The 18,173-nt window shown below is 35.0% G+C and carries 17 protein-coding genes and 2 pseudogenes; 12 read left to right on the forward strand and 7 right to left on the reverse strand.

Going from position 1 to position 18,173, the window contains the following annotated elements; all coding sequences use genetic code 11:
- Positions 1-101 precede the first annotated feature (101 nt).
- The 8 genes and pseudogenes from ligA (at position 102) to ACFZP3_RS03245 (ending at position 5,225) form a co-directional block, all read left to right on the forward strand.
- Positions 102-1,433: an NAD-dependent DNA ligase LigA gene (gene ligA / locus ACFZP3_RS03210; RefSeq protein ID WP_386087110.1), complete on the forward strand. Its 1,332-nt coding sequence runs from the start codon at positions 102-104 to the stop codon at positions 1,431-1,433.
- A gap of 403 nt (positions 1,434-1,836) precedes the next feature.
- Positions 1,837-2,082 (forward strand): annotated as a pseudogene (locus tag ACFZP3_RS03215) (PD-(D/E)XK nuclease family transposase); the annotation flags it as partial.
- A 358-nt stretch (positions 2,083-2,440) separates the two neighbouring features.
- Complete coding sequence (locus ACFZP3_RS03220) at positions 2,441-2,707, forward strand: hypothetical protein (RefSeq protein ID WP_265017506.1); 267 nt, start codon at positions 2,441-2,443, stop codon at positions 2,705-2,707.
- 8 nt (positions 2,708-2,715) lie between these two features.
- On the forward strand, positions 2,716-2,955 hold the full coding sequence (locus tag ACFZP3_RS03225) for a reverse transcriptase N-terminal domain-containing protein (protein WP_253309103.1): 240 nt from the start codon (positions 2,716-2,718) through the stop codon (positions 2,953-2,955).
- 281 nt (positions 2,956-3,236) lie between these two features.
- Positions 3,237-3,701, forward strand: a complete 465-nt coding sequence (locus ACFZP3_RS03230; RefSeq protein ID WP_265016795.1) for a group II intron maturase-specific domain-containing protein — start codon at positions 3,237-3,239, stop codon at positions 3,699-3,701.
- Positions 3,698-4,483: an Rpn family recombination-promoting nuclease/putative transposase gene (locus ACFZP3_RS03235; RefSeq protein ID WP_386086829.1), complete on the forward strand. Its 786-nt coding sequence runs from the start codon at positions 3,698-3,700 to the stop codon at positions 4,481-4,483. Before ACFZP3_RS03230 ends, ACFZP3_RS03235 begins: the two co-directional genes overlap by 4 nt.
- Positions 4,484-4,503: 20 nt before the next feature.
- A complete protein-coding gene (locus ACFZP3_RS03240) occupies positions 4,504-5,028 on the forward strand; it encodes a pyrimidine dimer DNA glycosylase/endonuclease V (RefSeq protein WP_253309106.1) in 525 nt (174 codons plus the stop codon).
- Positions 5,001-5,225, forward strand: coding sequence for a hypothetical protein (locus ACFZP3_RS03245; protein WP_253309107.1), 225 nt, complete (start codon positions 5,001-5,003; stop codon positions 5,223-5,225). Before ACFZP3_RS03240 ends, ACFZP3_RS03245 begins: the two co-directional genes overlap by 28 nt.
- Before the next feature lie 81 nt (positions 5,226-5,306).
- On the opposite strand, the gene ACFZP3_RS03250 is transcribed toward ACFZP3_RS03245, so the two are convergent.
- The 5 genes and pseudogenes from ACFZP3_RS03250 to ACFZP3_RS03270 form a co-directional block, all read right to left on the reverse strand.
- Positions 5,307-6,044 carry a latrotoxin-related protein gene (locus tag ACFZP3_RS03250; protein WP_264688116.1) on the reverse strand — a complete coding sequence of 246 codons (738 nt, stop codon included), beginning with the start codon at positions 6,042-6,044 and terminating at the stop codon, positions 5,307-5,309.
- A gap of 371 nt (positions 6,045-6,415) precedes the next feature.
- Positions 6,416-7,228, reverse strand: coding sequence for a hypothetical protein (locus ACFZP3_RS03255; RefSeq protein WP_386086830.1), 813 nt, complete (start codon positions 7,226-7,228; stop codon positions 6,416-6,418).
- Positions 7,229-7,437: 209 nt separating this feature from the next.
- Positions 7,438-8,931, reverse strand: a complete 1,494-nt coding sequence (locus tag ACFZP3_RS03260; RefSeq protein ID WP_386086831.1) for a J domain-containing protein — start codon at positions 8,929-8,931, stop codon at positions 7,438-7,440.
- 16 nt (positions 8,932-8,947) lie between these two features.
- Entirely contained in the window at positions 8,948-9,202 is a 255-nt protein-coding gene (locus ACFZP3_RS03265) for a DUF1016 N-terminal domain-containing protein (RefSeq protein WP_264688114.1), read from the reverse strand.
- 145 nt (positions 9,203-9,347) lie between these two features.
- Positions 9,348-10,033, reverse strand: a pseudogene (locus tag ACFZP3_RS03270) (TerC family protein).
- Between the two features lie 334 nt (positions 10,034-10,367).
- Between ACFZP3_RS03270 and ACFZP3_RS03275 the strand changes: the two are divergent.
- The 4 genes from ACFZP3_RS03275 (at position 10,368) to mutS (ending at position 15,568) form a co-directional block, all read left to right on the forward strand.
- Entirely contained in the window at positions 10,368-11,459 is a 1,092-nt protein-coding gene (locus tag ACFZP3_RS03275; protein WP_265016360.1) for a Fic family protein, read from the forward strand.
- A gap of 185 nt (positions 11,460-11,644) precedes the next feature.
- Complete coding sequence (locus ACFZP3_RS03280; protein WP_386086832.1) at positions 11,645-12,265, forward strand: ankyrin repeat domain-containing protein; 621 nt, start codon at positions 11,645-11,647, stop codon at positions 12,263-12,265.
- On the forward strand, positions 12,250-12,456 hold the full coding sequence (locus tag ACFZP3_RS03285; RefSeq protein WP_386086833.1) for a hypothetical protein: 207 nt from the start codon (positions 12,250-12,252) through the stop codon (positions 12,454-12,456). The genes ACFZP3_RS03280 and ACFZP3_RS03285 overlap by 16 nt, the downstream gene beginning before the upstream one ends.
- Positions 12,457-13,054: 598 nt before the next feature.
- Positions 13,055-15,568: a DNA mismatch repair protein MutS gene (gene mutS, locus ACFZP3_RS03290; RefSeq protein ID WP_386086834.1), complete on the forward strand. Its 2,514-nt coding sequence runs from the start codon at positions 13,055-13,057 to the stop codon at positions 15,566-15,568.
- A gap of 186 nt (positions 15,569-15,754) precedes the next feature.
- Here the strand turns inward: mutS and ACFZP3_RS03295 are convergent, their stop codons facing one another.
- The gene (locus ACFZP3_RS03295; protein WP_386086835.1) at positions 15,755-16,912 is read right to left on the reverse strand and encodes a porin; all 1,158 of its coding nucleotides are present in this window, start codon (positions 16,910-16,912) and stop codon (positions 15,755-15,757) included.
- 62 nt (positions 16,913-16,974) lie between these two features.
- Positions 16,975-17,790, reverse strand: coding sequence for a hypothetical protein (locus tag ACFZP3_RS03300; protein ID WP_386086836.1), 816 nt, complete (start codon positions 17,788-17,790; stop codon positions 16,975-16,977).
- Between the last annotated feature and the right edge of the window lie 383 nt (positions 17,791-18,173).

The following is an 18,173-nucleotide window of genomic DNA, read 5'->3' on the forward strand; positions in this document are numbered from 1 at the left end:
AGTTGAAGAATAAATATAGTAGTTTACCATTTAATAATTAATTATCATCATGTTAATTATTGTAAAATAAGAACCAAAGCCTGATTTAAAATGCGTACTCGATAAATACTTCGGCGAAAGTACTCAGGTACTTTGCCTATTCTTTAATTGGTGGAGCAGAAAAGACTCAATTTGAAGTATTAAACAAGTTAAAAGAGCTAGGATTCTGTGTTAATGAGTATAAATTTTTAGCAAACAATGTGGACGAAATGCTGGGGTTTTATAACAGAATCTGTGATAATCGCCATGAATTAGGTTACGATGTCGACGGGGTAGTCTATAAAATTAATAACTTACAGTTGCAAGAACATCTTGAAAATACTAACAAGGCACCACGTGAATCTACAGCACACAAACTTCCTGCAACTCAAGGAAAAACCAAGATAAAGAAGATATCAGTACAAGTAGGCAAAACAGGTCAATTAACTCCAATCGCTGAATTAGTTCCGATAAATATAGGAGGGGTTCTCATTACTAGGGTAAATCTGTATAATAAAGATGAAATTAAGCGCAAAGACATAAGGGAAGGTGATATCGTAGTAGTAGAACGAGCTGGAGATGTTATTTCCCGCATTGTAGAAGTGGATAAAAAGTCTCGTTCTCGGAATACACCAAAGTTTATATTTCCTGATACTTGCCCGGAATGCGGAAGTGCAGTAGATATATTTAAAGATGAAGCTACAGCTAGATGTTCCGGAGAAAACGGTTGCCAAGCACAGCAAATAGGAAAGTTAAAATATTTTGTGGAAGTTCTTGACATTAAAGGTTTTGGCAGTAACCAAGTGGAGTTCCTTTATGACCTTGGTTTGATAAGGAAAATATCTGACATTTTTGCTCTCGAAGAAAAACTCAAAAATTTCAACTTAAGTGAACAAGAGGGATGGGGTGAAAAATCAATATCTAATTTATTGAACTCAATCAACAGCAGAAGAACTGTAACGCTTGAAAAGTTTATAACTTCTTTGGGAATTAGACTTGTAGGACCACACGTAGCAAAAATACTAGCTAATCATTACAAATCTTATGATGGTTGGTATGAAGTTATGGCTCAATTACCTTATGATAGAGAAGCTCCTGATAAATTAATGAGCATAATAGGCATAGGCGAAGAAACTATAACTTCCTTGGAGGAATTTTTCTCTGATGAGGATAATATTGAAATGGTAAATGACCTTGCTGCTCAGTTAAATATTCTGCCTGTGGTTGCTAATACTAGCAATTCCATTTTTAATGGCAAAACAGTAGTTTTTACTGGAAAACTTTCAAAAATGGAAAGAAATGAAGCGCAAGCACTAATGGAATCTTTAGGCGCAATTGTGAGTTCAAATGTATCGCCTAAAACGGACTTCTTGGTTGTCGGTGAAAAACCTGGTCAAAGTATAAAAAAGCTTTAGAACTAGGTGTTAAAATTTTAACTGAGAAAGAATGGCTTTTTCATCATAAAAGAAACACTTAGACCAGTTCAGAATGGCCTTTATATGTATAACTTCAATTTTGGGGGCATAACTACTTAATTTCATCGCCAGGTTAGTCTCTTACACCAAAAATAAGTGTTTTTAGAGCTCTTTATAGCTCATGAATTCATTTGCAGGGGTTTTTAGGCGCTTTATGAGGGGGTTATAAAAAGATCTACAAAAAAAGGACCTCTAAGGTGCGTAGTAGTATTCTAAAGCCATCTATGGGAGACATTTTTTTCATCAACGCATTCAAAACTTAAAAAAATAAACTAAAAATAAAGAAGTTGAATATTTTTTCAGAATTATGTATAATTATTAATGCTTTTTAGGTACCCTTGCTATGGCTCTTTCGAAGTTTCTCGATCCAAAGAATGATGTCGCCTTTCGCCGTATCTTTGGTACTGAAAAGAATAAAGATATCCTCATTCACTTCCTCAATGATATTCTGGGTTTTGCTGGCAAAAATGCAATACAGGATATAGAGTTTTTAAGTACTATTCAAGACCCTGATATCGCCGCTAAAAAGCAAAGTATTGTTGATGTTCTCTGTAGAGATTCTACAGGTGCTCAATACATTTGCGAGATGGTGCGACCTGAAAGTCTTCGGTCATATTGTTTAAAGGGAGAGGAATTCCTTCAGAAAGAAACTGAAAGAGTTCTAAAACTTATTAAACCAGATGTTTTGCCATCTGAGTCTACGCATCAGTGCGAATCGGGTAACCGGTTGGTGCCGAGCGATGCGGACAATGAACCTCCTCTTGAAAAAGAAGATGCGTAATCGTAAGAGGAGCATAAACTACAAGCATCATGTGGTTGGAGGGCTAGGCTAGTGGTATGGTGAACGTAAGTGAAGCTTCGTAAGTATCGTAAAAATTGAAGAGCTAAAGATGCTGATAAGCTCTGACCAAAAGGTAATGTGGATAAGTTACATTTTTCATCTCTAGATGTACGCAAATAATAACTCCACCGGTATAGAGAAGTCACCTAACCCACTGTTGTATGACAGAAGGAACAGGGTAAGCCTGTATTTCCGCCTATATGGCAAGCAAACCGCAAGGAACGCTGATGAAAATGCAGGTAAAGGAAAATGGAGAAAGCGAATGCCATTTTGTAACGAAATGGATAGAATTTGTAACATTAATTCGCGTGAAAACGAGCAGACTTCCATTTGGTCCCTCGTGACAAGAAACTTTGTCAACCACTTAAGGTAGGAAAGCAGATGATTACAAGTAAAACTGTAAGTGCACCTACCAACAGCTCCGAAGCATGGAACCAGTTGCCATGGAAGAAATGCCAAAAGGTTGTTATGAGGCTACAAAGGCGTATTGTTAAGGCTGTTCAAGAAGGAAGATGGAGTAAGGTAAAATCTTTACAACATCTCTTAACACGCTCTTTTAGTGGAAAAGCTTTAGCCATTAAAAGAGTAACTGAAAACCAAGGAAAAACACAGCAGGTGTAGATCGTCAACTATGGTCAACTTACAATGCTAAATTTCAAGGAATAAAGCAGTTAAAACAAAGAGGGTATAAACCTTCTCCGCTAAAACGAATTTATATCAGTAAATCTAATGGCAAAAGAAGACCTCTTGGAATACCCACGATAAAAGATAGAGCATATTCAAAAGGGTTCGATTTTCTCGGTTGTAATGTACGTAGATACAGCAAGAAATTAATTATTACGCCTTCGAAGGAAAGTGTTAAGAGGTTTCTTAAAAAAGCGCGTGCATTAATAAAAGCAAATATAGGTAGTTCACAAGCTGTAGTAATTAAATCACTCAATCCTCTACTAAGAGGATGGGGAAACTATTACCGTCATGTGTGTGCTAAAAAAGCGTTTAGTAAGATCGACAATGAAATTTGGCATAGTTTATGGAAATGGGCAAAGAAAAGACATCCCCGTAAAGGGTTACGTTGGATAAAGAATCGCTACTTCAAAGTAACGAATCATCGTCAATGGGTCTTTGCTACTTCTGTATGCAAGAACAAACCAAAGGAAATAAGGTTTATGAGCTTACTCAAACTAAGCGATATTCCTATTAGACGTCATATTAAAATCAGGGCGGATGCAAATCCACTTGACTTAAAATGGAAAAAGTATTTTGATAAAAGAGTGAAACGAACAAGAATGTTAGCAAGCTCTTTCTCAAGAGAAGGTTCTCTACTGTTAGTGTCACCACTAAAGATGCTGTTTTCCGAGGAATCATGAAAGACAAGCCGGTTCGAGAAAAGAAGAACTTAGATAAGGGGCTCAAGCGCAGTGCTGGGAAACCTGCATGCTGCGTTTCTAAGGGAGGGAGTAGTAGTAATACTACTTCCTTACCTAACCAGGTCGCTAAAACTAAAGGCTTTGAAAAACGCGCTCAATACTATGCAGCTAAAGCTTATTCAAGACAAGCTGATAAGGGCGATCAATACCATAACCTTAAGGAAATTATCTTCATTGCTATAGCAGATTGTGTACTGTTTCCTAATAAATCTGAGTACAAATCAAAGCATACTATTCGAGATGAAGACACTAATGAACACGATCTAAAAGATTTTTATTTTATATTTATTGAATTGCCAAAATTTCCGAAAACAAAAGAAGATCAGTTAGAAAATATAGTTGAAAAATGGATATACTTCTTTAAATATGCAGATGAGACTAGTGAAGAAGAGCTGGAAAAAATAATAGGTAGTGATGTAATAATTAAAAAGGCCTATGAAGAGCTAAATAGATTCAATTGGTCAGAGAAAGAATTTATTGCCTACGAACAGGAAATAAAACGTATTCTTGATGAACAGGCTGTCCTCGCTCAAAAACTCGATGATGCTAAACAAGAAGGTAGACAAGAAGGTAGACAAGAGGGCATCCAAATCGGCGAAGAAAAAGGTGAAATGAAAGCTAAAATAGCAGTTGCAAAGAATCTACTTAAAGCAGGGGTTTCTATTGATATTATAGCTCAAACTACTGGTCTTACAGTTAACGAAGTCAAAGACTTAAGCTAATTCTATCTTTGGGTGTATAGATGAACATCTTTATACTAGATGAAAACCCAGCAATTGCGGCTCAAATGTTATGTGATAAGCATATAGTAAAAATGCCATTAGAAACTGCTCAATTATTGAGTAATGTTTTTTCAACAGCATTGAAAGTGCCAAATCCTTTTGTCAGTATCATAAATCAGAATATAGAAGTCCCATATAAACTGACTCACAACAATCATCCTTGTTCTTTGTGGGCTAGGCAATCGAAAGGGAATTTTTGTTGGTTGATAGAGTACGGAAGAGAATTATGTAAAGAGTACACTTGGCGATACAAAAGAAAGCATAAATCAGAGGAAGTAATAAATTGGTGTGATAGTAATAAGGATTTACTCATTTTTCGATCAACTGATATGCAAGCTTTTATACAAGCACTGCCGGATCAGTATAAATGCAGCAGTTCTGTGGAAGCTTATAGGAGATATTATCTCAAGGAAAAGATGAGATTTGCTAAGTGGGAAAATGGCAGAGGAGCACCAGATTGGATAATAGGAAATCCTGCTACGTAATACCACAGCTAATACAGCTCATAAATAGAGAAGCCATCCAAATCGGACATGAAAAAGGCATCCTAATCGGCGAAGAAAAAGGTGAAATGAAAGCTAAAATAGCAGTGGCAAAAAATTCACTTAAGGCCGTTGTCTCTATAGATGTTATAGCTGAAATCACCGGACTTTCCCTTGACGAAATCAAACAGACTTTCTGATCAATCAACATTAGTTAGAGAAACAGTAGGAGCAAGTAGCCACAAAAAATGCAAACACCTGCTCCTTCCTTCACTCAGGCTCTATCTGATCAATTCAGTAGAATTAGTTGTAATTGATACGTTATTTAAATTGGTTCTAGGACCAGATAGAGCTACAGCTTTATTAGTACTTACTGATGAAGGATCAACATTTGCTTTGTCCAGTAAAGGCATCATTTCTTTCTGCAACATTTGCTCGATTTTACCTTTAAAAGACATTGAGAATTTCTCCTTTTGCTCTAATGCTGGACAAGCTTTTTCTGCATATGAGTACAGCATACCTGAGATTTCATGATAGTTTCCCGCTATGACTTTCTTAAGTACACTTAATTGTACTTCTTGAAAATTAATTTTTAATTGTTGTACCGATATACCACAACGAAAAGCTGCTTGTTTTAGTTCTGCTTCAAACTTATCTACGATATTTAATGAATAGCCTTGTGCCTCTTGCAAAGAAATCTGTTTATCTGCTGAAGAAGTATACATTTGTCTTTTACCTCTCTTGGCCAGCAACATATCAGCTAATAGTATTCTTCCATTTATATCAGATTGTGCTGAAATGCTTCTAATGTCTGGCACCACTTTAGTTTTATCGTCAATTCCTTTTACAAATTCTTTATTTACTAAAGGCGCTGATAATAGAGTCTGCTTGTTGGAAACGCTTTGAAAAGATAATCGACTCATTATGTTTACAAACCAACCTCGGATCTGGAACAAAAGTGGTTTTAAATAAGGTTGATTGATAGAACGACGGCTACGGTTCCCATTCTCTACTTCCATCGAAGAGTTTGCTACTTGAATTGTTTTGTAGTTTCTTTCCTTTACCAAACAATACGTTCGAACTTTTCTATATAATAATTCTACTATACTATAAAGTCAGCTATATTAACCTACTTTTGCCACATTTAGATATGAACTAATTTGTTTGGCTTTGTTGCAACAATTTTGCGTTTTTATTTTCACAACGCTGCTTTTATTTAAATTGTTCTCACAAAGGTAGGTACTTTTTTGTGATTTTTGGAAAAGTAAATGAACAAATTTTTTGTGACGCTAAAGGGACTTGTGTTTTTATAAAAGTAATACTTTTTATGATAAAAAGAGCATACAAAATAATAGCCACAAATCCAAGTTTTTCACAAACTTTAAAACTCTTATCTCCTACAAGAAGGTCCTGCAATTGGTTCATTAGTTACATTGTTAAATACAGAGCTTGGCGCCTGCATATCTTGCAAAACAGTACTGTTATCAACTTCTATTACTACCTTCTCTACCATTTCTTCAACTATTTCATTAATAGTCAAAAAGTTTCTTATAACTACTTCTATCAATTCATCACTAACAGCGCCTTCTCTTACAACTCGTTCTTCATTAAACTTTATTCCTTCCATTATTGCACCTAGCACCTGCTCTAGAGAAAAGTTGTACTCCATAATACACTTCACAATCTTCCGTTTAATCTTTCTTTGATCTTTCAATATTGCCTTCCCTAATTTACTATCCATGTTGAAGTCAGATAACCTTTTCGTAAAAAGATCACTTACCTCCTCAGTAAGTTCTGCTTTGTGTTTTGCTTGTCTTAATTCTTCTTCTGATTTCTCTCGTTCTTCTTTCAATTGCTTAGATTCTTCTCTTTGCCTTTGGAAAGCTGTTTTCTTGCTTTGAAATCTATTACTCAATAATTCCTCTAAGCGTTTTAACATGAATACTATTACATTTCCTATTTCTTCTTTAGTCGGTACTTTACCTACCTTCGATTCCTTATAGGATCTCTTTACCTCTTCATTTAATTCATTATCATCATTCTTAACATAGGAATTTACCATAGCTCTTGTATGAAATAGTAATTCTCTGTAGGATAACTTATCCTCCTTTATGTTATCTTTATAAGATAATTGATTTTTCTTCTCTATTCTCTCTTCATGCGATGATTCACCCTCTACCTCTTCTTTGCTTTTTTCTTTCAAAACTTCCTTGCTATCTTTACTTTCTTTCAGTATGGAACTTATCTTATCAAGAGCATCTGAGTCGAAACGATAACCCTGAAGACTATAGCAATTCTTTTTGTCCTTAAGTAGTTTAGTAGCAAACTTATATTATGCTTCCATCAAAGTAAAATAGTCTAACATAGGTAGTACAAAATTCTCATCTGGATTCACGCCATAAGATTGCCCTACTAGCATTTCATATTGTTCCTTGCTCTCTTTAAGAACTTTTCTACTGCTTCCTTTATTACCTCAAGCAACTCAGATTTTTCACAACGAGCATTCAAAGACTCTAAGTAATCTACCCAACGTTTATAATATTCCTCCACATACCCATTATAAGCACTATCAAACTCCTTCCATCTTACTTCTATAACGTTGCTTAAAGACTCAATTTCTTTATATGTTATGTTCTTTATTGCCAACAACTTTTCACAAAGGAATTCAACAGATGCCTTTGCATCTTTTAAGTACCTATTTCTTGCCCTCATCAAAAATTCTTCTTCCTGATCAGCCAAGCGACTCAACTCAAACAAAGCAGACATTCCATCTATGGACGACACCTTTACTACTCTAGATATATCTTTTTCATCACTACTTAATGTGCTTAATGGTATGCGGTTATACATTCCATACAATAAGTAACAGTCTTTATTGAGAATAAACGTCTCATCCTGCATGATGTATGAATGTATATTCCTCAGAGCTTTTGTAGTCTGGTTAATTATTTTTTGCATTTCTTCATCTTTAACTTTTCCCTTGTCTGGATGGTGCTTTAATGATAAGTTCCTAAATTGTTTAATAAGACTTTCAAAATATTTGTTATGTTCCTCTTCACTCTTTGTTTTTTTTCTCACTCCACCCAAGCTTTTATCAAGATAAAATGGCATCCACTTTTTTTGCAATAAATCAAGTGCCTGACTTAAACTCAATTCTTTGTTATCAACTCTACATATGGTCCTGACTAATTTATCAATCCTACTTGCCTCTTCTAACCTATTTTCTTCCCTATATGCTTCCTGTGCAGTTTCAGGTACTTTTTCATCACTAGAAATAAGATTGTTGCTTTGTAGTAATTTTTTACATGAACCTGTTATATCAAACCCTAATACCATTTTCCCTCCAAGTTTATGATAACTATAAAGATAACTTAGCCTTGCAACGTAAAGTTGATGCAACGCAACGTTAGTAAATAAGGAATAGATTAAGCGTGAAGCAATCGAGTAATCATTGTAGTTCACTGCTCTATTTATTTGTTCTTCAGTGATCGTAATATCCTCTATCTGTTTACTCCATGGCCACCACCAATACTGCGGCATTCTCTCTAGTGCTTTCAGCAATTTAACACAATCCTCTTGGCTTACCACCCCAGCCTTTCTTTTTGTCATTTGATAGTCAACGGCAAGTGTAGTTATAATCCCTAGTACTATTAGGCTAGAAGTTACTACTGCAGCAAGATATACCCTGCGTGTTGATACAAATGAAACAAGCCCAGCAGAAAAAGCAACTATAGGAGTGAAAAAAGCTCCAACTCTTATATAGTCTGTGCGATAATCCCTTATCCTATATAACTCATCAAATAAAATTGGACCAAACTCCCATCCAAATAACCGATACTTTCTACGACTAGATAAGAACTCAACAACATTTTTTTGCCACTCAGGCAAACTGGATGCATGTTTCATCAATTTCTCCCCATTCCTATATTTGCACCATCCGAAACAATGAAGCTCTATCAAACCCACGTCCATATTTAATCTGAAGTTCTTTTGCAAGTTGGGAGATGATTCGTTTGCCATAGTCTGCACGTTTGTGCTTTAAGATATCTTGACCAATTCTGAAGCCAATTTCCCAATTTAACAATACTAGAGTAGAATTGAAATGTGTAGCAAGATGATTCTTTGCTCTATCTATTAAATTACTAATATCCCCTAATAAGCTAGTAGTGATATCCATCAACGCTATTTTCAATAAAGAACCATTATGGCACAAAAACTTATGTATGCAAGAGGTTACTTTCACCCCGAAAAAACATTACTACTTCCTCTTATTACCTTAAATCCACAGGAAAATCTCGCTTGAGTGAGGCTATATCTACACACTACGTTTTCTTTATTTTGCTTATAACTTCCACAAGCAGTGCAAACATAAATGAAGAATACAAATATCCTTTTGGTAATTCTATATGAAATCCATGAAGTATGAGGTACACACCGACAAGTAAAATAAATAAGATAGCAATTACTTTTAACCTGGGTTAGATTTGATTAACTGGGCGGTATAACTTGATAAAAACAGCATTGCTAGCATGGAAAATGTAAATGCTGTAGCAATTATTATCATGTTATAAGTTAATGCTATAGCAGTTAATATCGAATCAACTGAAAAAACTAAATCTATTAATATAATTTGTAGCACAACTAAAAAAAATTTTGATTTAACGTTTGCTTTCTTTTTATTTTTCTTACATACAAAGATGTCATCCCATAACTCCATAGAGCTTTTAACAATAAGGAATAATCCCCCTGCGATCATAAGTAAATCCCTTGCTGAAATATTTAGCGATGCAGTGTGAAATATAGGTTTTTGCATTGACAATATAGATGATGTAAAAAATAGTATTACAAAACGCATTAATAGCGCTAATCCAAGGCCCATAAGGCGCACTCTTTCTCTCAGCGCATTTGGTACCTTATCTATTGCTAGAGAAATAAAGATTAAATTGTCTACACTAAGTATAGTTTCAAGTAGTGTAAGTGTCAGTAAAGTCCAAGCATCAGCTAGCATTTTTGTCCCAAATTCGGCTCTTCTTACTCTACAATAGATGTGTAAAAATTAAGTGACTTCACTCAGAAGTTTTATAGCAGCTCTCCAGAAAAACAGGATAACTGCTAATATAAAGTTCAGCAGCTTCTTCTATTTTTGTTTTTGAGCAAAATCGACAATAAGAGAGTTTCTTATTTTCATGCACGCAAATAAGATAAAGCCTTATTTTCATTTTTGACTTTATTTGAAAATAATATATACTATAAAAATAGTGTACTAGGTTGAATGAATATATATTAAAGGATCACCATCAGGCAAAGTATTCGCTGGTTATCAGGCATTTATACCTAACCCCTTGCCACCAAAATTTGAATGGGACAATGATTTAGTTAATAGTCTTTCCAGAGCAGATCATATTTTGGGTATGTTATCCAGGGAAGGAGCTAAATTGCCTAACCCTCATCTTCTCATACGACCCTTTATAGCACGTGAAGCAGTTCTTTCAAGTAGAATCGAGGGAACTCAAGCAACTCTTGGTGAAATTTTGGCTCAAGAAGCAGGTGCTAATGTAGATCGCAATCCCGATGATTTACAAGAAGTACGCAATTATATATCAGCGCTCGATTATGGACTAAAACGTTTACAATCTTTTCCACTGTCGCTTCAGTTGGTTAAAGAAATTCACGGAAAACTTATGCAAGGTGTAAGAGGTTCTCACGCAACTCCAGGAGAATTTCGCCGAGTGCAAAATTGGATTGGAAGCCCAGGATGTACAATAGACACAGCAAAATATGTGCCACCAATGCCAGGTGAATTGATGGGTTGCTTGGACTCTTTTGAAAAATTTTTACATGATAGAACATTACCCCCACTTATACATATAGCTCTATGTCATTATCAATTTAAAGCGATTCACCCATTCTTGGACGGCAATGGACGTATTGGACGTTTATTAATAACATTACTTCTGATCGAAAGAAAATTATTACCATTACCTCTGTTATACTTAAGTGCATTTTTTGAAGCTACAAAAAGTGAGTATTATGACCAACTTTACAATATAAGCAACAGAGGCACGTGGCATGATTGGTTCTCTTATTTCTTAAATGGTGTAGTACTGCAATCATTGGATGCATTGTCAAGAGCAGAACGAATTAACATTTTGATTGCAAATTGGCAAACTGAAGTTAGTTCTAAAACTGAGGGAGTTGCGAGTGGTATTGTAAGGTATCTCGCTGTAAACCCTTACTTTACTATAAGGAAAGTGGTTGAAAACTTAGGTGTCGTATTTACAACAGCCCAAAGAGCAATCGTAAAGCTTGAAGATTTAGGCATCGTTTCACAAACTTCTCAAGGAAAGAGAGATCGGGTTTATTGTGCAACTGATATTTTGAATATTCTAGAAGAACCAACTAAGATTACAGAGAACTTCGATAGCACATTGTAGCTATTGTGATGAATAAATTCAGCAAACAGCAAGCTTAAAGAGTCTGATCCAATGGACATGCTGAACAAAAAGTAAGGAGCTCCTTTTGGAGAATTATATTAACTTATTAATTAATTGCTTGACTTTTAGCAGGATTTATTATATTATTTATTAATGAGTAATGCAATCAAATCAAGGAGGATAGCATGACTGGTGACGATAACAGAAAAACTTTACAATCGATAATTGCTAGCGAAAATCACAGTATAAATAGAGTTGGAAAGTTAAAAGATTTCCTTAAACAAAACAAAGAAATAACTATTAATAAAGACACATTTGCATGTGCTTTACGATACCAAAAAACTACAAAGGAAGCAATAGTACACGAAATTCTGCTTCATTTTATACAAAATCCTGGCGAGCAATCACTAGAACAAGTGATACAATGCTTAGATAGAGCAATAAAACCTAGGATATATGCAAAAAACAACCCAATAAGAAATCTAGATGAGGAACTTCGTACTCATATAAACTTTAAAGATGAAAAGGGAAATACATTACTACATCATGCAGTTATAGGTAAGAAAACTGAAGAAATAATCACCCTTCTTGTTACATATAGTGCAAATCCTTTGATACAAAACGCGGATAATAAAATTCCTTTAGATTTAGCTCAAGGAGAAACAAAAAAAGTGCTTATTAAAAGTATGAAAGAACAAGCTAATACGAAAAAAGAAAGCGCTATGATAGGCAGTTTGGTGCCTGGCGTAATAATTGGTGGTTTTCTTGGTGTTGTACTTGGAGCTGGTGTGTGTGTGTTGCAGTAAGTCTTTCTGGTGGTATGATACTAGGTGTAATGATAGCACCTGTTCTTGTTGCTAGTATAGCTGTTGGGCTGGCCATGTATTTTTTGAGTCAAGACTATGAACAGGCTAAAGCGATAGAAAAAACTATTAGCACTGTTAGCTCTGAAATATCTGTTGATGGTGCAAAAAGAAGGGCCACAACCTACGTATAGCTGACCCAAGCAACACGTCATACCGCGATTCATTCGCGGTATAGATTCCGCTAACTAGTAGCGGAATGACGAATGTGTCGTTTTTCAAATTGTCGTAAGTCACTTTAGCTATAATACACACAAGGAGGGTGTCATCCCAGCGCCCCTATGATGTCATCCCAGTGCTTGACACTGGGATCCAGAAAAGTTTGCTTGTTCACAAGCAAACTAGCATGGAAAGTAGCTGATCTTACACTAAATGAATGTTTTTGATGAGGTTGCATAGAAGCTGGATTCCAGTGTCAAGCACTGGAATGACACCATTTGCTGTGCAATTTACCTTCAAAAATGAATGTTCGTACAGCTATGCGCGGTATAGATTCCGCTAACTAGTAGCGGAATGACGAATTTGTCGTTTTTCAAATTGTCGTAAGTCACTTTAGCTATAATACATACAAGGAGGGTGTCATCCAAGTGTCCTGACTACTTGGATCCAAGAAATTTAATTGTTTTAAATTTTCCCCTCTATACACCTATCTAAAATTTATGTTATTCACATGTGCAATATAATCTATAATAACATTGAATTTATTACCAATACAATATATTAAAAAATATTATGAGCTTCGTAAGAGAAAAAAACACCCCTGTGATGGAGCAATATTTGAACCTGAAAGCTCAATACAAGGATCATCTGCTATTTTATAGGCTAGGAGATTTTTATGAGTTGTTTTTCGATGATGCTATTAAAGCTGCGAAATTGCTGAATATAGTGCTAACCAAGAGGGGCAATTCAAATGGGCAAGAAATACCAATGTGTGGAGTGCCAGCACACAGTAGCGAATCTTACCTACACAAGCTAATAGATTTAGGATTCAAAGTAGCAATCTGTGACCAATTAGAAACTGCTGATGAAGCAAAAAAGAGGGGCTATAAATCCATAGTAAAACGTGATGTAGTACGAGTTGTAACTCCAGGTACAATTATAGAAGATTCGCTACTGGAGGATAAAAGCAATAATTATCTCGCATCCATAGTTGAACAAAATGACGAATATGCTATTAGTTGGCTTGAATTATCAACGGGAAAATTTTTTCACACTTTAACGAATTTGAAAGCTCTAGATAGTGATTTATTGCGTATATCACCAAGAGAATTATTAATTTCTGAAAAATTCACTGAGGACGAAAAAATTAGATCGATTTTAAAAAATTATAAAATATCAATTACACAACACGCACAGAGTTTTTTTGAGTATAGTAAATCTCACAGAACGTTATGCGAGTTTTATAAAATCAGGGAACTTGGGAGTATAGGAAATTTCAGCAAAGTAGAAATCATGGCGTGCGGTGCACTGCTTGAATATGTCAGAGTAACACAAAGGGGCTCCATTCCAAGGCTTGAATTCCCAAAAACCTATAAGCAACAAAATTTCATGCTTATTGATGCTTCAGCAAGGAGAAATCTTGAGTTGTTTTCAACTCAATTTGGTGAAAAGAAAGGTTCACTAATTTCAGTTATTGATCACACAGTTACAGCCTCTGGTGGACGCCTGCTCAAACAAATGCTCGCTTCACCACTTGCTTGCTCCAAGGCAATCAATTTGAGGCTCAGCACCGCTCAATTTTTTGTAAATAATCATGAGCCACGCAGAAAAATACGAGAAATATTATCTAACATTCCAGATATTGAGAGGTCTTTATCGCGCTTAATACTAGGGCGTGGTTCACCAAAGGATATGAACCTATTAAAAATAGGCCTAGAAAAAACTTTAGAGTTGTCTGAGTTCTTATGTAAAATTGAATCAGGTGAAAATGGATCTCTCCCACAACAATATGTCATCCAAGTAGCTGACACTGAAATCCAGATGCAGATTCCAGCGTCACGCGCTGGAATGACAGTAAAATCAGACGAGAGTGAACTAAGCACAATACATAAAAGTCTTGGTAATCATAAAGATCTATTCGAGCTTCTAAACAGCGCTATACTTGATAATAACCTCAGTTCCGTGAAAGAAGGAGGATTTATCAATCCAAAATACAACTCAGAATTATCTGAGTTATCTTATATATTGAACAACAGTAACAAGTTGGTAACTAAGCTCCGTGAGTCTTATCGCGACCTAACTGGCATTGCCGCACTCAAAATATTACACAACAATATACTTGGTTATTACGTTGAAGTGTCAGCAAATCACAAAATAACTTCGGACATATTTATTCATAGGCAAAGCTTAGCAAATAGCATGCGCTACACTACTAATGAATTGAAAGAACTAGAAAATAAAATTCTTACGGCACGTGATGCTGCAATCAGCTTAGAAGTGAAAATTTTTAGTGAACTGTGTAGTGAAGTCGCTAAAGAATCTGAAAAAATTGCTCTTGCTGCAAATGCTTTGGCAAAACTTGATATTAGAGCCATTTTTGCGGAGCTTGCAGTGCAAAATAATTACGTAAAACCCATTATCGATGACAGTAAAGAGTTCAATATTCGCAATGGAAGACATCCAGTGGTTGAAGTTAACGATAAATTCATTGCAAATAGCATCAATTTAGCTGGTATACATCTAATTACTGGTCCTAATATGGCTGGAAAAAGCACTTTCTTGAGGCAAAACGCTCTCATTGCAGTTTTAGCTCACATGGGATCATTTGTGCCAGCAGAGAGTGCGCATATTGGAGTGATTGACAAGATATTTAGCAGGGTTGGTGCAACAGATAATATAACAGCTGGTTATTCTACCTTCATGGTAGAGATGATCGAAACAGCAACGATAGTAAATCAGGCAACAGATCGTTCCTTGGTGATACTTGATGAAATTGGTAGGGGCACAGGAGTGTATGATGGCTTATCTATTGCTCAGGCGGTGATTGAACATATTCACAATGTAAATAAGTGCCGCGCCATTTTTGCAACTCATTATCATGAATTAACTAAAGTAAGCAAATACTTGAAGAACGTGAAATGTTTTTGTGTAAAAATAAGAGAGTGGAACGGAGAGGTTATCTTTCTACATGAAGTAATTGAAGGCATTGCAGATGAGTCATATGGAATACATGTAGCAAAACTTGCTGGTTTTCCTGATTCTGTTTTAAATAGAGCAAGTGAAGTATTTGAGGAGCTAAAGGCTTAAGAGGAAATTCTGATCTTACCCAGAAAAAGTAGAGAGAACCCTATGATATTATTTTTTGTAACATTGTTATACACGTCATGATAAGGGGGCTGGCAAAACGTGTCAAGTAAGTTTTTCGTTTCTATGTTATCCGCTACTTGGATGACAGAAAAGAGTGCTGGGATGACAGGAGGCAATGTAACCTCATTAAAAACTTAATTTCAGTCCAGTCAAGAGCACATAACCAGAGTTGCTATTTTCTACTTCAGGCTCTTTGGTACTAAATTTTACAATATCGAAATAGTATGAAGTGCCCATAAAAAATGGATATTCAAGGCTTAAAGCATATGATGTTAACTCGTTTGCTGCAATATCCCTACCACTATTGAAATATGTTAAGCTCAATTTGCGAGAATCAGAATGGTAAGCAATACCTGCATTCATATAATACGTATTATTTATTTCAGGATTACGCTTCTCACCAGATTTACCGCCATTACCATACGAAAAAATGCAATCAAGATCGAACAATTTTAGCTTCAAACCAAAATTCCAGTGCAGTAATTGATTACGACATTCATAATTTTTAGAAGTTCCATCTGAGCAATCAGTTAAATTTTCTCTTGCAAATTCACCAGTTAAGGCAGTAGTAAAATTTATATCATCTGATAGGCCATTTTTATAGGAAAGGCCAGCAGCAATTAAATTGCTGTACTGTAAGTTATTTTTTCCTGGGACATAACTGAACCCGAGTTGAAAGTTATAGATTTCAGGGGAGATGTAGTTAATTGATGATTGTTTTAACCCTAGTTCGAGTCCATTATAATTACTGTAAATGTTGGGTTTTACCCAAAATACCTTGTCTTTATCATATCCAGGGCCATTATCTCTGTTTTCGTTACCACGCAAATTTGCATAGTTTGTCCAATGACCATTTACTCCTCCAGCAGCTGTATAAATTTTTGAAGTGTTAATTAACATGCCCTGACTAACTAAACTTCTTTTACCATATTCAACTGATCCAAGCACCTGATTTTTAATGATGAAATACCATTCCTTCATGTCTAACTTTTCTATGTCTAACGCTTTTAGGTTTGCAATACCAGAAACTCCTGCCTTAACATTAAACCCCATTTGAGTATTTGGATAAACTTGCTGTAAATAAAGAAAGCGCAAGTATGAATAACTTGAAGTTTTAGCCTTAGCATTGAAAGAACCTCTGTTGAAGGCGTAGCCGAATCTCAAATCTATTTTTCCGTCTAGTTCTACATAAAATATTTCCTTATCCAAAATTGTTCTAGAGCTAGCACTACTCTGCAAAAATAATGATGAAAGCAGTGCTACCAGGTAGTACCTTAACTTCATAAATAAACTTAAATTTTTATAAAAATTTAAGTTTAAACTCAATATAAATAAAAAACAACTTTTCAGAAGGCGCCGCTGGTAGATTTTGCTGCCCGTTTTTGAGATATATTCCCATAAATTATTGATACACTTGGTAATTTTCGCTTTAATAACTGCTTATTAATGGCAGAATGTATACGATTAATTATTTTAGACGTACTTTTTACATCGCAGTTAATCAAAACAAAAAGCACTTTATTCTCATCAATATACCCTAGAAAATCATCACTACGGCAATTTTTACAAAAATGTTCTATGATAACTTTCAGTGCATCATTTGTCTCACTACAGCTACTATTTAAGCCAATCACTCCTATAGCTGCATTAATTTGATGTTGAAAGGCAAAATTTAATATAACGTATAACTCTAGAATAGTAGACTCATTGTTTGGTATATCGAATAAGTCATGGTTTTTATATTTTTTACCCATTAGATATTCATCTCTAAAGATTCCTAATTTATGAGACAAGCTGATATCATGTATCAATAGCTCATAATTTATTTTATTACTAGCAAATTGTGCAGTGCGGAAAACTTTTACTTTTGTCTTTATATCTTCTCCTTTAGCATCAGTTAAGGAAAAACCTATCACTTTAGGTAATACATCAAGTAAATCGTGTCCATTTTCGGTATACTCTAAATAATTCTTCATGTCGTCAGCTGCTCTTGCACTTAAAATATTGATTAACGGCTTATTAAGTAAATTCCCTTCCTCGTATTTTAACAAATTCCTTGCGGCTTGATTGAGCCCTAAAATTAATACGTTTTTTTTCTTATTATCCTGACAAACAGATACTACAGCATCATCTTTCCTTCTTGCAGTTATGAAATCATCCATACTTTCATTCTATACAGCATATTTATAAGTATAATAAGATTATATTAAAATTTACTTACTTATTAATATGCTTGATTAGATATAGATAAAATGTCATACGGGATGGCTTTGTTAGCTATTTTAGGTGGTAATAAATGGATAGTCAAGCAAAGTTACAAATGTAATTTTGCTTGACTTATCCGTTTTTTTTATATCTTTATTACAATCATAACCTCTAGCCCTGAGTTATACCCCTTTGTTACATTGTATTAGATGGAAGTAGAACAAGTCACGTTTAGTTGTTCTGAAAGATCTACTATAGCTAACTGAAAAAAGATTACCCCAGAAGGGATAAAAAGGTATAAAATGGCTTTAGATAAGGTAGAATGATGCCAAAGTGAGAA

This window comes from Wolbachia endosymbiont (group A) of Norellia spinipes (genome assembly GCF_964273535.1).